At 53.6% G+C, this 16,926-nt stretch carries 16 protein-coding genes; 10 read left to right on the top strand and 6 right to left on the bottom strand.

Annotated features, from left to right (window positions below; translation table 11 throughout):
• Nucleotides 1–45: 45 nt before the first annotated feature.
• Both L370_RS06515 and L370_RS06520 read right to left on the bottom strand, forming a co-directional pair.
• Nucleotides 46–1,530 (bottom strand): sensor domain-containing diguanylate cyclase, encoded by a 1,485-nt coding sequence (locus tag L370_RS06515; RefSeq protein WP_369796137.1) that lies wholly within the window; start codon nucleotides 1,528–1,530, stop codon nucleotides 46–48.
• 113 nt (nucleotides 1,531–1,643) lie between these two features.
• Nucleotides 1,644–3,164 (bottom strand): EAL domain-containing protein, encoded by a 1,521-nt coding sequence (locus L370_RS06520; RefSeq protein WP_023335319.1) that lies wholly within the window; start codon nucleotides 3,162–3,164, stop codon nucleotides 1,644–1,646.
• A gap of 236 nt (nucleotides 3,165–3,400) precedes the next feature.
• Between L370_RS06520 and L370_RS06525 the strand changes: the two genes are divergently transcribed.
• A complete protein-coding gene (locus L370_RS06525) occupies nucleotides 3,401–4,900 on the top strand; it encodes an EAL domain-containing protein (RefSeq protein ID WP_023335318.1) in 1,500 nt (499 codons plus the stop codon).
• A gap of 290 nt (nucleotides 4,901–5,190) precedes the next feature.
• On the opposite strand, the gene L370_RS06530 is transcribed toward L370_RS06525, so the two are convergent.
• The 3 genes from L370_RS06530 to icd all read right to left on the bottom strand — a co-directional run bounded on the left by L370_RS06530 (nucleotide 5,191) and on the right by icd (nucleotide 7,186).
• The gene (locus tag L370_RS06530; RefSeq protein WP_023335317.1) at nucleotides 5,191–5,436 is read right to left on the bottom strand and encodes a DUF2543 family protein; all 246 of its coding nucleotides are present in this window, start codon (nucleotides 5,434–5,436) and stop codon (nucleotides 5,191–5,193) included.
• A 74-nt stretch (nucleotides 5,437–5,510) separates the two neighbouring features.
• Nucleotides 5,511–5,858: a DUF1304 domain-containing protein gene (locus L370_RS06535; RefSeq protein WP_023335316.1), complete on the bottom strand. Its 348-nt coding sequence runs from the start codon at nucleotides 5,856–5,858 to the stop codon at nucleotides 5,511–5,513.
• Nucleotides 5,859–5,935: 77 nt separating this feature from the next.
• Nucleotides 5,936–7,186, bottom strand: coding sequence for an NADP-dependent isocitrate dehydrogenase (gene icd, locus L370_RS06540; RefSeq protein ID WP_003857898.1), 1,251 nt, complete (start codon nucleotides 7,184–7,186; stop codon nucleotides 5,936–5,938).
• Between the two features lie 117 nt (nucleotides 7,187–7,303).
• On the opposite strand from icd, the gene rluE reads away from it, so the two are divergent.
• From rluE to L370_RS06580, 8 genes are all read left to right on the top strand, one after another.
• Nucleotides 7,304–7,957 (top strand): 23S rRNA pseudouridine(2457) synthase RluE, encoded by a 654-nt coding sequence (gene rluE, locus L370_RS06545; RefSeq protein WP_023335315.1) that lies wholly within the window; start codon nucleotides 7,304–7,306, stop codon nucleotides 7,955–7,957.
• Between the two features lie 9 nt (nucleotides 7,958–7,966).
• Nucleotides 7,967–8,440, top strand: a complete 474-nt coding sequence (locus L370_RS06550) for an NUDIX hydrolase (protein ID WP_023335314.1) — start codon at nucleotides 7,967–7,969, stop codon at nucleotides 8,438–8,440.
• 40 nt (nucleotides 8,441–8,480) lie between these two features.
• Nucleotides 8,481–9,593, top strand: a complete 1,113-nt coding sequence (mnmA, locus tag L370_RS06555) for a tRNA 2-thiouridine(34) synthase MnmA (protein ID WP_032666594.1) — start codon at nucleotides 8,481–8,483, stop codon at nucleotides 9,591–9,593.
• A gap of 27 nt (nucleotides 9,594–9,620) precedes the next feature.
• The gene (gene hflD / locus L370_RS06560; RefSeq protein WP_013097081.1) at nucleotides 9,621–10,250 is read left to right on the top strand and encodes a high frequency lysogenization protein HflD; all 630 of its coding nucleotides are present in this window, start codon (nucleotides 9,621–9,623) and stop codon (nucleotides 10,248–10,250) included.
• A 19-nt stretch (nucleotides 10,251–10,269) separates the two neighbouring features.
• Entirely contained in the window at nucleotides 10,270–11,640 is a 1,371-nt protein-coding gene (gene purB / locus L370_RS06565) for an adenylosuccinate lyase (RefSeq protein ID WP_023335312.1), read from the top strand.
• Nucleotides 11,641–11,763: 123 nt separating this feature from the next.
• Nucleotides 11,764–12,435: a two-component system response regulator PhoP gene (phoP, locus tag L370_RS06570; RefSeq protein ID WP_028019015.1), complete on the top strand. Its 672-nt coding sequence runs from the start codon at nucleotides 11,764–11,766 to the stop codon at nucleotides 12,433–12,435.
• Entirely contained in the window at nucleotides 12,436–13,899 is a 1,464-nt protein-coding gene (gene phoQ / locus L370_RS06575) for a two-component system sensor histidine kinase PhoQ (RefSeq protein ID WP_023335311.1), read from the top strand. It abuts the gene before it with no gap.
• A 91-nt stretch (nucleotides 13,900–13,990) separates the two neighbouring features.
• Nucleotides 13,991–15,112: a ribosomal protein uL16 3-hydroxylase gene (locus L370_RS06580; RefSeq protein WP_023335310.1), complete on the top strand. Its 1,122-nt coding sequence runs from the start codon at nucleotides 13,991–13,993 to the stop codon at nucleotides 15,110–15,112.
• Between the two features lie 85 nt (nucleotides 15,113–15,197).
• On the opposite strand, the gene L370_RS06585 is transcribed toward L370_RS06580, so the two are convergent.
• Complete coding sequence (locus L370_RS06585; protein ID WP_023335309.1) at nucleotides 15,198–15,689, bottom strand: REP-associated tyrosine transposase; 492 nt, start codon at nucleotides 15,687–15,689, stop codon at nucleotides 15,198–15,200.
• Nucleotides 15,690–15,930: 241 nt separating this feature from the next.
• Here L370_RS06585 and L370_RS06590 point away from each other — a divergent pair, with 241 nt between their 5' ends.
• Nucleotides 15,931–16,917, top strand: coding sequence for an IS110 family transposase (locus L370_RS06590; protein ID WP_023334272.1), 987 nt, complete (start codon nucleotides 15,931–15,933; stop codon nucleotides 16,915–16,917).
• Nucleotides 16,918–16,926: the final 9 nt, after the last annotated feature.

Here is a 16,926-nt window from a genome sequence, read left to right as displayed (position 1 = left end):
AGGAAATTTGTGATAAGCATCACTCTATGTGAGCTTCATCTCCTGTCATACCCCAACAAACGCGTACCGGTTACGTCCTGCGCGTTTTGCCTGGTAGAGCGCCTGGTCGGCGGCAATAATGATATTCTGCTGGCTGCCCGCGATGTCGACCGCTCGCGCGGTAGAAATTCCGACGCTTACCGTCACCCGCCCGAAGGGGCTAAAAGCATGTTCGATTTGCAGGGAAAACACATTGCGAATGATTGTTTGCGCCAGTCGAAGCGCCTCCTGGATATCGGTATCAGGCAATATCAGCGCAAACTCCTCACCGCCGTAGCGCGCCACAACCTGATTATCATGGGTAAGGCTCTCCCTGAGGCTGTTTCCCAGCAGCGCCAGACATCGGTCCCCTTCAGGATGGCCGTAGTTATCGTTGTATTTTTTGAAGAAGTCCACATCCACAATCAGTATCGAAATCGGTGCATCATGCGCGGCACAAAGCGCGATTTCCGAGAGGATTTTTTCATCAAAAATGCGACGGTTGTAAAGCCCGGTCAGCGCATCCTCAGAGGCGATAATCTTCAGCGCCTTATTATCTCTGCTTTTTCTGGATAAGTCGGAATACAGGAAGTATGACGCGACGATGAGTATCGCCGTGAAAACGAAAATGAGTACCGCCAGCTGAATGGCCTGCTTGCGCCACGGTGCGAGGGCTTCATCAATGCTGACGGCCACGGTGGTGACCAGTCCGTAGCGTCTGTTTTTCTCATAGGCATAAATGCGTTCGATTTTATCAAACCGCGAAACGGAACGGGCTATCCCGGTATTTTGTACCTTAAGGTATTTCCTGAAGAGAGGTGAGTCAGAAACAATCGTCCCGATATAGGTATTTTTAAAAGGATAACGGACCAGCAGCACGCCTGACTCGGTTGTTAAGCCAATGACGCCCGCGTGACCAATATTAATCTGCCCGTAGAGCGCGAGAAAATTCTCGATACCCAGCGTCACCACCACCACACCATTAAATGCCCCGGTGTGGGTGTCAAGGCGCCGACTAATGGTGATAACCCATTTACCATTGGTTCTGCTGACAACGGGCTCGCCAATAAAAATCTGCTGATTTTTATTTTCCTGGTGATAGATAAAAAATGACCTGTCCGATCCTTTGCGTGGGCCCGTAAACGTTTCGTGCAATGCGGTAAATATATCGCCCCTGGCATCGTAAACAACCACATTATTAATCTGGGTAAGCAGATTATCCTGATTATTTATCATTCGCTGAATATGGCTCGCCTGTTGCGGGGTCATGCCATAAATTTCGATTATGTCGGAAATGGTAGTAATTAACATTTCACTCTGGCGCATGATCCCCTCAGTGTAAACATCAAGGGTATGGCTCAGGTTAGCGACGCTGGTATTAATTTGCTGGATTGACTGCTGCCTGGACGTAGCAATTTGGACGGCAAGCGACAGCGAGATGATCAATGAGACAATGATGACGGTAATGATTGTTGTGTAAAAAGTATTTTTCACATGCACGAGCTTTTCCACCTTATCACGCCTGACATCCCTGGCTGACAACTCTTGTCACTGTAACAAAGCTCAGGATAAGAGGAAAATGAATTGCACTTAAGCATACAACAGAAGCTCGTCTTAATTTCGTTTTACAAACTTACCGTCTCCCGGGGCTTAGATAAAATGACTTTAATAAAATCGATATAGGAGACGGGCTTACCAAAATAATAGCCCTGCAACAGCGTAATCTCATTACGGTTGAGATACTCCAGCTGCGCTTTCGTTTCTACCCCTTCAGCCACAATGCGCAATGAGAGTTTTTTCGCCAGGTCAATAACGCAGTCCAGCAGGATCGTTGAGTCTTTTTCATCTGAAACCCGGTTCACAAAGCTTTTATCAATTTTAATATAATCAATGGCAAGCGCATTTAGGCATGAAAGACCTGAATAGCCTGTACCAAAATCATCCAGTGCAATGACAAAGCCGGCGTTATGCAGCATGTTGAGGTTTTCCACCAGGTGAGGATTATCGATCAGCGGTTCACGCTCGGTCACCTCGAGAACCAGTTTAACCTCTTTACCCTGAAACCCGTTCCCGAAGACGCGACAGTCACCGATGAAGGAAGGCGCATTGATATGTCTGGCGCTGATGTTCACCCCGATATGAAACCCGTCCGGTAGCTTAGGCAAAAGCGGCTTAAGCTGCGTAACGACTTTCGCCATCAACCCTTTGGTGAGCGGAATAATCAAACCGCTACGTTCGGCAATCGGAATAAAGACATCCGGCGGGATAAAGCCTGACTTTGGATGCTTCCATCTTGCCAGGACTTCAACGCCATACAGCCCGCCGGTATCGCCGTTCACGATCGGCTGGTAATACGGCACGATCTCCCCCTGCAAAATGGCCTTACGTAAGTCGTCTTCAAAGGAGGTGCTTTTCCCCTTGTAGCGGCGGATCAAAATGCCCACCGCCACGGATAGCGCAAGAATAAGCAGTATCAGGCTCCATCCCTGCTGCAGGAGCCGCGTCAGGCTAAAAAAGGCAGGCGCTTGCCAGGCCAGGCTAAAGGGGAATTGCGTTGACGCCGTAAGCGCTCCTGCCCAGGAGGCGGCTTTCCAGCCGGTAACATCACCGTTGCGCCCAAGCATGCTTTCACCAACAACCAGCCCCAGATCTACGCTGTTTGATGCGCTCGCGATGACGTCCCGCAAATGCGCGTCACTCACGCTGACGATGACGCGCCCTGCCGCGACAGGCATCTGGTAAATAAGCACCGGAATGCCGTTTACCAGCCGATTGCCGGGTAGCAGCATCAGTTTTTCGACGGGTAGCGTCTCAGGATGAATAATCAACACGCCATTCCCGGGAAGGGAAGTGCAGATGATTTTACCCTGCTGCTCGATCATGATGGCGCGCAGATGCGGTTTTAGCGCGGCCTCTGTCCCCAGCGCCAGCTGTCCGCTGCCGTTACACCCTCCGGCCGCAACGCGCTTCGCCGTGTTGGCCGCACTGGCGGCTTCAGCCAGAATGCTTTCTATTTTTTGGGTGCTTGCCGTGGCGGTATGACTATTATTAAGCTTCGCCATCTGCCATAGCTGCCAGTTAATAATCAAAATGCCGCTCAGAAAAAGAAACAGAGCGCTAAGAATAGGTATCATCACGTTGCGCATGATGTTTTCCTTAAATAGAAAAAACAAGCATGGATGTTCTGGAAGAAGCGCCTGTGCTAACCCGGTATTGCTTATAACAATGAAAATAGCTTAGCTGAGAATTGTCTTAAAAAACTGATACTTTCGTATGAGTTCACCTGCCGGTATTTACTCACATGACGTGACTATCAGGCTTGTTCCTTGCCCTGGCTGTGTTAAGATTTGTGAAATCAGGGAGCGGACTGGATATCTGGAAAATGAAAAAGCTCATTGCCGTTGCTATCGTTTCAACGCTTCTGGTCTTCCTGTCTCTTTGTGCGGTCAATGCTGTAATCATCGGTCAGCAGAAGAGCAAACAGCGTGAAATATCCCGTACCCTTTTACATTATTCAGAAGACGTGTCCCAAAGCGTGGCGCTGGGTCTCAAAAGCATCACGACGCAGGGGTGTGACAAAACCAGCCTCGATCGCTACAGACAAATTAAGCTTAATAATCTTTATTTTGCCGATATCGGCTTTATTGAGAAGGGAAAAATTGTCTGTACCGCTTTTTGGGGGAAACTCGCGACGCCCGTCGCACTTCCTGCGGAACTGCATAAAACGCCGAGAGGCTTTCTGCTGGCCCAGTTTTCGCGAAAAGACTTTTTCACGGGTAATGCGGCAATTTATAATAATATTATTATCTTCACCTCCCGCTATGCTTACGATAAATTCACTCCGGTTACCGCAAGCTATTCGCTTAGTGCTACCACCAAAGACTTCGGCAGAGTCTTTTTTTCGGCCGCCACGGCGCTAAATCAGCAGAGCTGGCTGCATTCGACGTTGTTTACCCTGACCCTGACACAGTGCAGCGCCTTGTGGGACCTGTGCGTCATCGTGAAGCATCACGACGCCGGGCTGGCCTCGTTACCTCCGTTTATCTTTGCGCTTCTCGCGGTCATTCTCTGTTTTATCTGGATCGCAATAACGTTATTTATCTTCCGCATCTATGAAGACCGTTTTTCTCTGGAACGTACGCTGATCAAAGCCGTCATCACGAATACCATCAGCGTTAACTATCAGCCCATTATTCGCATTCACGATCAAAAAATCGTAGGCGTCGAAGTTCTGTCGAGATGGCGCGATCAAAAGCACGGGGACGTCTCTCCGGAGCTGTTTATCCCATTAATTAAAAAGATTGGTCTGTATAAAAAATATTACAGTAATATTATCGAGAAATCCCTTTCAGAGATTGCCCCACTGGCGATGAAACATCAACTGATAGTCTCCATTAACGTTGGGCGAAAGGAAATTGAAGATGGGCAGTTCATTACCATTTTGCGTCGTGCGTGTTTTGCCAATCACCTTCCCCTTTCCCTGATGAAGGTCGAACTCTCTGAGAAAGCCGTTTCCACGGCAGATATCCTCGAGGGATTCTGTCAGGAGCTGAAATCGCTCGGCGTTAAAATATCAATAGATGATTTTGGCGTGCAAAACTCGAATCTCGCCCGCCTGTCGCTGCTTGAATATGATGAGATCAAAATTGATAAGTCGCTGGTGGACGGCATCAGCGAGCATTATAAGCAAAACATCTTTGCTATCTTCAGCGATGCCCTTGCAAGATTGAATAAAACCCTTGTTTTCGAAGGCGTGGAAAATGAAGTTCAATATCGCTTCATTGCGAGCAGATATCCCGATGCACTGATCCAGGGATGGTATTTTTCAAAAGCACTCACCCGCAGCGAACTGGCGAAGCGACTCACCGGTATCACACCGTAATCAGAAGACTTGCGTGTCCGTTTTTTTCCAGTCGGGCATTTCCATTTTTAACGCAAAAACATATAGTCGTCACAATCAGACGGTAGATTACCCTGACGCACACTCCTATTTTGGTTAAAAACGTGAAAATATCCTTACTATTCCCAGCAGTACTCTTTTGTCTGACCGTTATTTTCGCGCTGTTTATCGACGCCCCCGCTTCACATATTCTGCGAAAAAAATGCATGTGGTCCGATAGCGTGATGCTGAGCTGTATTGCTAAGCATCAGCATAACGGTTTCTGAAGCAGACTATTCATTTCCCCACTGATTGAGGAAATTCGCAATATCATCAATGCGACCCGCACGGATCCCGGCCTCATCGGCCATCTCCTGCTGTGCTTCCTCGCTGATCTCCTCATTATTCGCTAAGCGGGTGAGCAGCAACTGGAAATAGTGTGCCAGCGCGTCGCGCTCCGACTCCGCAACCTGCTCTGCGGCTTCCGTCGCGTACTCATCGGCAATGTCATAATATTTCAGTGGGATATCGTTGTGCATAACTGTCTCGTCTCAGGTCAATAAAGGTAACGTCACGAGTATATCGGAGGCGTTATCTCAACCAAAGCATTGCTTCAGAGAAGTAACGCAAGCAGCGCAGCGAGTGCGGGCGCGGCCTGTACATACAAAATTTTTCGGCTGGCGGTGGCTGCGCCAAAGAGCCCGGCGATCAGCACGCAGGTCAGGAAGAAGATGGCCACCTGAATACCCTTTTCGCCGAGCCAGAGGCTCCAGAGCAGACCGGCCGCCAGAAAACCGTTATACAGCCCCTGATTCGCGGCCAGCACGCGGGTGTCGCGCGCAAAATCAGGACGCAGATTAAAGGCCTTGTGCCCTGTTTTCGTATCCCACAGGAACATTTCCAGCACAAGAATGTAGAGATGGATGAATGCAACGACAGCGATAAGGACGGTGGCTAACATCGTGTTGTCTCCCGCAGGCAGAGGCAAAAAAAACGGGAACCCTCAGGCCCCCGCTCTTGTTTAACCCAGAATCTGGATTACATGTTCGCGATAATCGCGTCGCCAAACTCTGAGCATTTCAGCAGCTTAGCGCCTTCCATCAGACGTTCAAAGTCATAGGTTACGGTTTTCGCGTTGATCGCGCCTTCCATACCTTTAACGATCAGGTCTGCGGCTTCGAACCATTCCATGTGGCGCAGCATCATTTCTGCGGACAGGATGATAGAACCTGGGTTCACTTTGTCCTGACCGGCATATTTTGGTGCAGTACCGTGGGTCGCTTCGAACAGCGCGCACTCGTCGCCGATGTTCGCGCCAGGGGCGATACCGATACCGCCAACCTGCGCTGCCAGGGCGTCAGAGATGTAGTCACCGTTGAGGTTCATACAGGCGATTACGTCGTATTCAGCAGGACGCAGCAGGATCTGCTGCAGGAACGCATCGGCGATCACATCTTTAATGATGATCTCTTTGCCGGTGTTCGGGTTCTTGATCTTCTGCCATGGGCCGCCGTCGATCAGCTCACCGCCGAACTCTTCGGTCGCCAACTGGTAGCCCCAGTCTTTGAACGCGCCTTCGGTGAACTTCATGATGTTGCCTTTGTGAACCAGGGTCACAGAGTCGCGGTCGTTGGTGATCGCATATTCGATCGCCGCACGCACCAGACGCTTGGTCCCTTCTTCAGAGCACGGCTTAATGCCGATGCCGCAATGCTCAGGGAAGCGAATTTTCTTCACGCCCATCTCTTCGCGCAGGAATTTAATCACTTTTTCTGCGTCAGCAGAGTCCGCTTTCCATTCGATACCCGCGTAGATGTCTTCTGAGTTTTCGCGGAAGATAACCATATCGGTCAGTTCAGGGTGCTTAACCGGGCTTGGGGTGCCCTGATAGTAACGAACCGGACGCAGACACACGTACAGGTCCAGCTCCTGACGCAGCGCCACGTTCAGGGAACGGATACCGCCGCCAACTGGCGTCGTCAGTGGGCCTTTAATAGCAACGCGGTAGTCGCGGATCAGGTCCAGCGTTTCTGCTGGCAGCCAGACGTCCTGGCCATAAACTTGGGTAGATTTCTCACCGGTGTAAATTTCCATCCAGGAAATTTTACGCTCGCCTTTGTAGGCTTTCTCAACAGCGGCATCAACCACTTTCAGCATTGCCGGGGTAACGTCTACACCGATACCGTCACCTTCGATGAACGGGATAATCGGATTGTGAGGAACGTTAATCTTGCCGTTTTGCAGGGTGATCTTTTTACCTTCCGCCGGAACAACTACTTTGCTTTCCATTAACCTCTCCTTCGAGCGCTTCTGGTTGTTACTGATCTTATGTTAATAAATTGTAATGAGCCCTTCGATAGTACCTGATTGTCCTGCGCCATGAAAGGTCTTCGTTATTAGGCTATAATGCGGCAATTGATAACGCCTGAAAATACCATGAAGAAAACTTCTTTTACAAAACACCGGGTTGAGCGATTCAGCTCGCGACAAGCCGCCAGAAGACCGCAGGAAACCCAGCCGAAGCGGGTTATTTTGTTCAATAAACCCTACGATGTTTTGCCGCAGTTTACCGACGAGGCCGGGCGCAGCACGCTGAAGGACTACATCCCCGTTCAGGGCGTTTACGCCGCCGGGCGTCTGGACCGCGACAGCGAAGGCCTTCTGGTCTTAACCAACGACGGCGCCTTGCAGGCGAAGCTCACGCAGCCCGGAAAACGCACCGGGAAAATTTACTTCGTCCAGGTGGAAGGCGAGCCGGATGACGCGACGCTGGCGACGTTGCGCAGCGGCGTGACGTTGAACGATGGCCCAACCCTGCCCGCAGGTATTGAGCGCGTGAATGAACCCGAGTGGCTGTGGCCGCGCAACCCGCCGATTCGCGAGCGCAAATCCATTCCGACAAGCTGGCTCAAAATTACCCTTTATGAAGGCCGTAACCGCCAGGTTCGCCGCATGACCGCGCACGTCGGCTTCCCTACCCTGCGTCTGATTCGCTACGCCATGGGCAGCTACACCCTGGACACGCTGGCAAACGGCGAATGGCGCGACGTTACCCCTTAAGGAGTCACTATGTTTAAACCTCATGTCACGGTTGCCTGCGTGGTCCACGCCCGGGGAAAATTCCTTGTTGTCGAAGAGAGCATTAACGGCAAAGCGCTGTGGAACCAGCCAGCCGGACACCTTGAAGCCAATGAGACCCTGCTGCAGGCCGCGAAACGCGAGCTGTGGGAAGAGACCGGCATTCACGCTGAGCCTCAGCACTTTATCCGCATGCACCAGTGGATCGCACCTGACCACACCCCGTTCCTGCGCTTTTTATTTGCCGTTGAGCTTAGCGAAACGTGCGCCACAGAGCCGCAGGATGACGATATCGACCGCTGTCTGTGGGTCACTGCCGACGAGATCCTGAACGCGCCAAACCTGCGCTCGCCGCTGGTTGCGGAAAGCATTCGCTGCTGGCAGTCTGCTGGCCGCTTACCGCTGGACGTTATCGGCGCATTTAACTGGCCGTTTACAGAGGGTGCCAATGGTGGGGGGGCGTGATAGAATACGCCGCCTTGAAGTTCAATGTCGTGAGTATTCCATGTCAGATAACAGCCAGAAAAAAGTGATCGTCGGCATGTCCGGCGGTGTCGATTCCTCCGTTTCCGCCTACCTGTTACAGCAACAGGGCTATAAGGTGGAGGGCCTGTTCATGAAGAACTGGGAGGAAGATGATGGCGAGGAATACTGCACCGCCGCAGCGGATCTCGCCGACGCGCAGGCCGTATGCGATAAGCTCGGCATTGAACTGCACACCGTTAACTTTGCCGCAGAATACTGGGATAACGTTTTTGAACTCTTCCTGGAAGAGTACAAAGCGGGCCGTACGCCGAACCCGGATATTCTGTGCAACAAAGAGATCAAATTTAAGGCCTTCCTGGAATTCGCCGCGGAAGATTTGGGCGCAGACTATATTGCGACCGGTCACTACGTGCGTCGCGCAGACGTGAATGGCAAAAGCCAGCTGCTGCGCGGTCTGGACGGCAACAAAGATCAAAGCTATTTCCTCTATACGCTGAGCCACGAGCAGATCGCCCAGAGCCTGTTCCCGGTCGGCGAGCTGGAAAAGCCGCAGGTACGTAAAATCGCCGAAGAGCTGGACCTGATCACCGCGAAGAAAAAAGACTCTACCGGCATCTGCTTCATCGGCGAGCGCAAATTCCGCGATTTCCTGGGACGCTACCTGCCTGCACAGCCGGGTAAAATTGTCACCGTCGACGGGGAAGAAATCGGCCAGCATCAGGGGCTGATGTACCACACGCTCGGCCAGCGCAAAGGCCTGGGTATTGGCGGGACCAAAGAAGGTAGCGAAGATCCGTGGTACGTCGTCGACAAAGACGTCGAAAACAATATTCTGGTTGTTGCCCAGGGCCACGATCATCCGCGTCTGATGTCCATTGGCCTTATCGCGCAGCAGCTGCACTGGGTCGATCGTGAGTCGCTGAAAGGCACGCTGCGCTGCACGGTGAAAACCCGCTACCGCCAGACCGATATTCCTTGCACCATTACCGCGCTTGATGACGATCGCATTGACGTGCGTTTCGACGAGCCGGTTGCCGCCGTCACCCCGGGTCAGTCCGCTGTCTTCTACAGCGGTGAGATCTGCCTGGGCGGCGGGATCATTGAACAGCGCCTGCCGCTGCCTGCTGTTTAATACGATTGCACACATAAAGGAGACCGTGTGGCGAAGAACTACTATGACATCACCCTGGCGCTGGCGGGAATTTGCCAGTCAGCCCGTCTGGTGCAACAGCTGGCACATCAGGGTCATTGCGACGCTGACGCCCTGCACGTTTCACTGAACAGCGTTATCGATCTCAACCCCGGCTCGACCCTGGGTGTGTTCGGCGGCAGTGAAACCAATCTTCGTCTCGGTCTTGAAACCCTGCTTGGCGTGCTTAACGCCAGCAGCCGTCAGGGATTAAACGCGGAGCTGACCCGCTACACGTTGAGCCTGATGGTGCTGGAGCGTAAGCTGAGCGCAGCAAAAGGCGCGCTGAATACTCTCGGCGATCGCATTGCCGGGTTACAGCGTCAGCTCGATCATTTTGACCTGCAGTCCGAAACGCTGCTCAGCGCCATGGCCGGCATTTATGTTGACGTCATCAGCCCGCTGGGCCCGCGTATTCAGGTCACCGGCTCCCCTGCCGTACTGCAAAGCCCGCAGGTACAGGCAAAAGTGCGCGCGTCACTGCTGGCAGGGATCCGCGCCGCCGTGCTGTGGCACCAGGTTGGCGGTGGCCGCCTGCAGTTAATGTTTTCTCGTAATCGCCTGACCACTCAGGCAAAACAAATTCTTGCTCATTGTTAACCTCCCGGAGTTGCGAATTATGGAATTATCCTCACTGACCGCCGTATCCCCTGTCGATGGACGCTACGGCGATAAAGTCAGCGCGCTGCGCGGGATCTTCAGCGAATATGGTTTGCTGAAGTTCCGTGTTCAGGTTGAAGTACGCTGGCTGCAAAAGCTGGCCGCCCAGGCAGCAATCAAGGAAGTTCCTGCTTTTGACGAAAAGGCAAACGATTACCTTGATAAAATCGTTGCCGAGTTTAGCGAACAAGACGCCGCGCGCATTAAAACCATTGAACGCACCACCAACCACGACGTGAAAGCGGTTGAGTACTTCCTGAAAGAGAAAGTGGAAAGCGTCCCTGCGCTGCACGCCGTGTCTGAGTTCATTCACTTCGCCTGTACCTCTGAAGACATCAACAACCTGTCTCATGCGCTGATGCTCTCTACCGCGCGCAAAGAGGTGGTCCTGCCTTACTGGCGCAAAATCATTGACGCGGTAAAAGCGCTGTCCGTGGAATACCGCGACATTCCGCTGCTCTCCCGTACCCACGGTCAGCCAGCCACCCCATCCACGATGGGTAAAGAGATGGCCAACGTCGCGTACCGTATGGAGCGCCAGTATCGTCAGCTGGAGCAGGTTGAGATCCTCGGCAAAATCAACGGCGCGGTCGGTAACTATAACGCCCACATCGCCGCTTACCCGGAAGTGGACTGGCACCAGTTCAGCGAAGAGTTCGTGACCTCTCTGGGCATTCAGTGGAACCCGTACACCACCCAGATTGAGCCGCACGACTATATCGCCGAACTGTTTGACTGCATCGCGCGCTTCAACACCATCCTGATCGACTTCGATCGTGACGTGTGGGGCTACATCGCCCTGAACCACTTCAAGCAGAAAACCATCGCCGGTGAAATCGGCTCTTCTACCATGCCGCACAAAGTCAACCCAATCGACTTCGAAAACTCCGAAGGCAACCTGGGCCTGGCGAACGCCGTGCTGCAGCATATGGCGAGCAAACTGCCGGTATCCCGCTGGCAGCGCGATCTGACCGACTCCACCGTACTGCGTAACCTGGGCGTGGGCATTGGCTACGCGCTGATCGCGTATCAGTCCACCCTGAAAGGCGTGAGCAAACTGGAAGTGAACCGCGACCGTCTGCTGGACGAGCTGGCTCACAACTGGGAAGTGCTGGCGGAGCCAATCCAGACCGTGATGCGCCGTTACGGCATCGAAAAACCTTACGAGAAGCTGAAAGAACTGACCCGCGGCAAACGCGTTGACGCCGAAGGCATGAAGCAGTTTATCGACGGTCTGGCGCTGCCGGAAGAAGAGAAAACGCGCCTGAAGGCGATGACCCCGGCGAACTACATTGGCCGCGCCATCACCATGGTTGACGAGCTGAAATAACGCCCCTCTCCCCCTTTTCGCCCGAAAAGGGGGATGCTTTTCCCCGGTTTACTCAATGTTTATCCCCACAACAACATAATCAGCGTTAAACTATTCATACCAATTATTTAGGGAGAAGAGATGATGCGCGTACTGGTTGTTGAGGATAACGCATTGCTACGTCATCACCTGAAGGTTCAGCTTCAGGAGATGGGACATCAGGTGGACGATGCTGAAGATGCAAAAGAAGCCGATTATTATCTCAATGAACACCTGCCGGATATCGCCATTGTCGATTTAGGGTTGCCTGACGAAGACGGTCTGTCATTAATTCGCCGCTGGCGCAGCCACGATGTCTCCCTACCGGTTCTGGTTCTCACCGCCCGCGAAGGCTGGCAGGATAAGGTTGAAGTGCTCAGCGCGGGTGCGGATGATTACGTCACCAAGCCGTTTCATATTGAAGAGGTAGCGGCGCGCATGCAGGCGCTGTTACGCCGCAACAGCGGTCTGGCTTCACAGGTTATTTCCATCCCGCCTTTCCAGGTCGATCTCTCCCGCCGGGAATTAGCGATCAATGATGAAGTGATCAAGCTCACCGCCTTCGAATACACCATCATGGAAACGCTGATCCGCAACAATGGCAAAGTGGTGAGCAAAGATTCCTTAATGCTCCAGCTCTATCCTGATGCTGAACTGCGCGAGAGCCATACCATTGACGTACTGATGGGACGTTTGCGTAAGAAAATTCAGGCGCAGTATCCACAGGATGTGATTACCACCGTCCGCGGTCAGGGCTACCTGTTCGAATTACGCTAAATGAGACGGATTTTACGCCACATTCTGCCCCTCTCGCTGCGGGTTCGTTTCTTACTGGCAACAGCCGCGGTCGTGCTGGTGCTGTCGCTCTCCTACGGCATGGTCGCCCTGGTGGGCTACAGCGTCAGCTTTGATAAAACCACCTTTCGCCTGTTGCGTGGCGAAAGCAATCTGTTTTATACCCTGGCGAAGTGGGAAAACAATAAAATCACCGTCGAAATGCCGGAAAATCTGAATCAGCAGAGCCCTACTCTAGCCCTGATTTATAACGAAAAGGGAAAGTTACTGTGGGCGCAGCGCGACATCCCCTGGCTGGTCAAAAGCATTCGTCCGGAGTGGCTTAAAACTAACGGGTTTCATGAGATTGAAGCCGATCTCAATACCACCAGCACGCTGATCCGCGAAGATCGCTCTATGCAGCAGAAGCTCAATGAAATTCGCGCTGATGATGCCGAGACGGAGATGACGCACTCCGTGGCGATCAATATTTACCCTGCGACAATGAACATGCCGCAGCTGACCATTGTGGTGATCGACACCATTCCGGTTGAGCTAAAACGCTCTTATAAGGTCTGGAGCTGGTTCGTGTATGTTCTTGCCGCCAATCTGCTGCTGGTGATCCCGCTACTTTGGGTAGCAGCCTGGTGGAGCCTGCGGCCAATTGAATCTCTGGCCCGCGAGGTACGCGAGCTGGAAGAACACCATCGCGAGAAGCTGAACCCGGAAACGACCCGGGAGCTCACCAGCCTGGTGCGCAACCTCAACCGCCTGCTGAAAAGCGAACGCGAACGCTACGATAAATACCGCACCACCCTTACCGACCTGACCCACAGCCTGAAAACCCCGCTGGCCGTCATGCAAAGTACCCTGCGTTCAATGCGCAGTTCGAAGCTGAGCGTCGATGATGCCGAGCCGGTGATGCTGGAACAGATCAGCCGTATTTCACAGCAAATTGGCTATTATCTGCACCGCGCCAGCATGCGTTCCGGCAGCGCGCTTCTGAGCCGCGAGCTGCACCCGGTAGCCCCGCTTCTGGATAACCTCACGTCCGCCCTCAACAAGGTGTATCAGCGTAAAGGGGTGAACATCAGCCTCGATATCTCGCCAGAGATAAGCTTTGTGGGTGAAAAAAATGACTTCATGGAAGTGATGGGTAACCTGCTGGATAACGCCTGCAAATACTGCCTGGAGTTCGTGGAAGTCTCTGCGCGTCAGACGGAAAATGAGCTGCACATTATCGTTGAGGATGATGGCCCGGGGATCCCGCGCAATAAGCGTGACGTAGTGTTCGATCGCGGTCAGCGCGCCGATACGCTACGCCCTGGCCAGGGCGTTGGATTAGCCGTCGCCCGGGAGATTGTCGACCAGTACGACGGGAAAATCGAAACCAGTGAAAGCCTGCTGGGCGGCGCCAGAATGGAGGTCATTTTTGGTCGCCAGCAGCCCACATTGAACGATAGTTAACCCGTTATGTGAAAAATGCGAGGATCTCGCAGCCGGGGGGCTGAGCTTCCGTTATAATCCGAGTCAGTAAGAGCCTGCGGAATAAAAAAATATGGATTATCACTTAACGCTTAACTGGCCCGAGTTTATTGAACGTTACTGGCAAAAACGCCCGGTGGTTCTGAAACGCGGATTCAGAAATTTTGTCGACCCCATCTCGCCTGACGAACTGGCCGGTCTGGCCATGGAAAACGAAGTCGACAGCCGCCTGGTCAGCCACCAGGACGGGAAATGGCAGGTTAGCCACGGTCCTTTCGAAAGCTACGATCACCTCGGTGAAAACAACTGGTCGCTGCTGGTGCAGGCGGTCAACCACTGGCACGAGCCAACTGCCGCCTTAATGCGCCCGTTCCGCGCCCTGCCCGACTGGCGGATGGACGATCTGATGATCTCCTTCTCGGTACCCGGCGGCGGCGTGGGTCCACACCTTGACCAGTACGACGTGTTTATTATCCAGGGTACGGGCCGCCGCCGCTGGCGCGTGGGCGAAAAAGTGCCAATGAAGCAGCACTGCCCGCATCCGGATCTGCTTCAGGTGGATCCGTTTGAAGGGATTATCGACGAAGAGCTGGAGCCAGGCGATATTCTCTACATCCCGCCGGGATTCCCTCACGAAGGCTACTCCCTGGAAAACTCACTCAACTACTCCGTCGGCTTCCGCGCGCCAAGCGGTCGCGAGATGATCAGCGGATTTGCCGACTACGTTCTACAACGCGAGCTGGGCAGCTATCGTTACAGCGATCCTGATGTGCCTGCGCGCGAGCATCCGGCGGATATTCTGCCAGAAGAACTCGATAAGCTGCGCGGCATGATGCTGGATCTGATCAACGAGCCGGAGCATTTCAAACAGTGGTTTGGTGAGTTTATCAGCCAGTCTCGTCATGAGCTGGACGTTGCGCCGCCGGAGCCGCCTTATCAGGCTGACGAGATTTATGATGCGCTTCAGCAGGGTGACAAGCTGACGCGTCTGGGCGGGTTGCGCGTGCTGCGCATTGGCGAAGAGGTGTTCGTCAACGGCGAGAAGCTGGATTCCCCACACCGTCCGGCGCTGGAAGCCATTGCCAGCCATCTGGTGTTGACTGCCGACACCTTTGGAGATGCGCTGGAAGACCCGTCCTTCCTCGCGATGCTGGCCGCGTTGGTTAACAGCGGGTACTGGTTTTTTGAGGACTGAGTCGCTTTAATGCCCGGTGGCGCTTCGCTTACCGGGCCTACGATCCGAATGTAGGCCGGGTAAGGCGTAGCCGCCACCCGGCTTTTTACTTCCGCTCCCCTGCCATAAAATCCTCAATCTCTCCCGCCCAATCCACCGGATACAACCCTTCAGCCACGTCCCGATGAAACGTTGAATACGGCCAGTCGCTGACTTTGCTGACATAGCCATGCTTCAGCGGATTGATATAGACATAATCCATATGCCGCCGGTAGTCCTCTTCGTTACGGACGGTGTGCTCCCAGAAGCGTGGCTGCCAGATATGGCGCATTTCAATGTTGCGGCTAAATGTCTTTTTGATGTCGCGCCAGCGTGCCGAAAAATCACTGTCTCCTTCCGGTAGGGTCCAGATACAGTGCATATGTTCAGGCAAAATAACCCATGCGTTGATGGTGAAGGGCTTCGCACGCTTAACCGTTGCGGTGGCAGCACGCAGGCTGTCGATATGACGGGTAAGCAAATCGCTCTGGCGGTTTTGCAGGTTGACGGTGAAGAACCAGGTTCCACCGGGGACGTAGTGGCGACGATAGTTTGACATGGGCATTCCTTGCCTTGATGCCGGGTGGCGGCTGCGCCTTACCCGGCCTTGTATTATCCCCCGTACAGAAAGAACCGGCCAGTTCTTTCTGTCAGGCAGTCCACATGCCGTACCCGGCCTCAGGCCACGAGCCCGTATTGTAGATCCCTGCAGTGGACTGCCCCTTCTCCACAAGTGACAAACCGGACAGTATCATGGACCGGTTTTTCCGGTAATCCGCATTCACAAGGTTGGTTTCACTATGGAACAGGAACTTCACTTTATTGGTATCGATGTCTCCAAAGCTAAGCTGGATATCGATGTGTTGCGACCTGATGGCCGTCACCGCAGCAAAAAGTTTGCCAACACCCCTAAAGGCCACGAGGAGCTGCTCAGCTGGCTCCGCAGCCATAATGTGGCTCCGGCACATATCTGCATGGAGGCGACCAGCACCTATATGGAAGACGCCGCGGCGTCCCTCAGTGATGCCGGTTTCACCGTATCCATCATCAACCCTGCTCTGGGTAAAGCCTTTGCGCAGAGCGAAGGCCTGCGCAGTAAAACCGATGCCGTCGATGCCCGTATGCTGGCAGAGTTCTGCCGGCAGAAACGTCCGGCAGCCTGGGAGGCTCCCCATCCGCTGGAGCGCGCGTTGCGGGCGCTGGTACTGCGTCATCAGTCCCTGACGGACATGCACACGCAGGAGTTGAACCGCCGGGAGACGGCGCGGGAAGTGCAGATGCCGAGCATCGACGCGCACCTCCTGTGGCTGGAAGCGGAGTTGAAGCGGCTGGAGAAACAGATAAAGGACCTGACGGATGACGACCCGGACCTGAAGCACCGGCGAAAACTGCTGGACAGCATACCGGGTATCGGTGAAAAGACGTCCGCCGTACTGCTGGCGTATGTGGGGCTGAAGGACAGGTTCGGTCAGGCGCGGCAGTTCGCGGCGTTCGCAGGGCTGACACCGCGGCAGCATGAATCCGGAAGCAGCGTAACCAGGGCAAGCAGGATGAGTAAGGCAGGCCATGTCTCGCTTCGCAGGGCGCTGTATATGCCCGCGATGGTTGCGCTGTACAAAACGGAGTGGGGAAAAGCGTTCAGGACACGTCTGGAAAAGAACGGCAAGGGAGCGAAGCTGATAATCGGAGCGATGATGCGTAAGCTGGCGCAGGTGGCGTATGGCGTCCTGAAATCAGGACGCCCGTTCGATGCCACGTTGCACCAGGAAAATGCTTGCGTCGCATAACAGTATCTA

Source organism: Enterobacter sp. MGH 24 (assembly GCF_000493015.1).
GTDB lineage: Bacteria > Pseudomonadota > Gammaproteobacteria > Enterobacterales > Enterobacteriaceae > Enterobacter.
The sequence above is the reverse complement of the archived record's forward strand: the minus strand, read 5'-3'. Positions and strand labels throughout refer to the sequence as shown.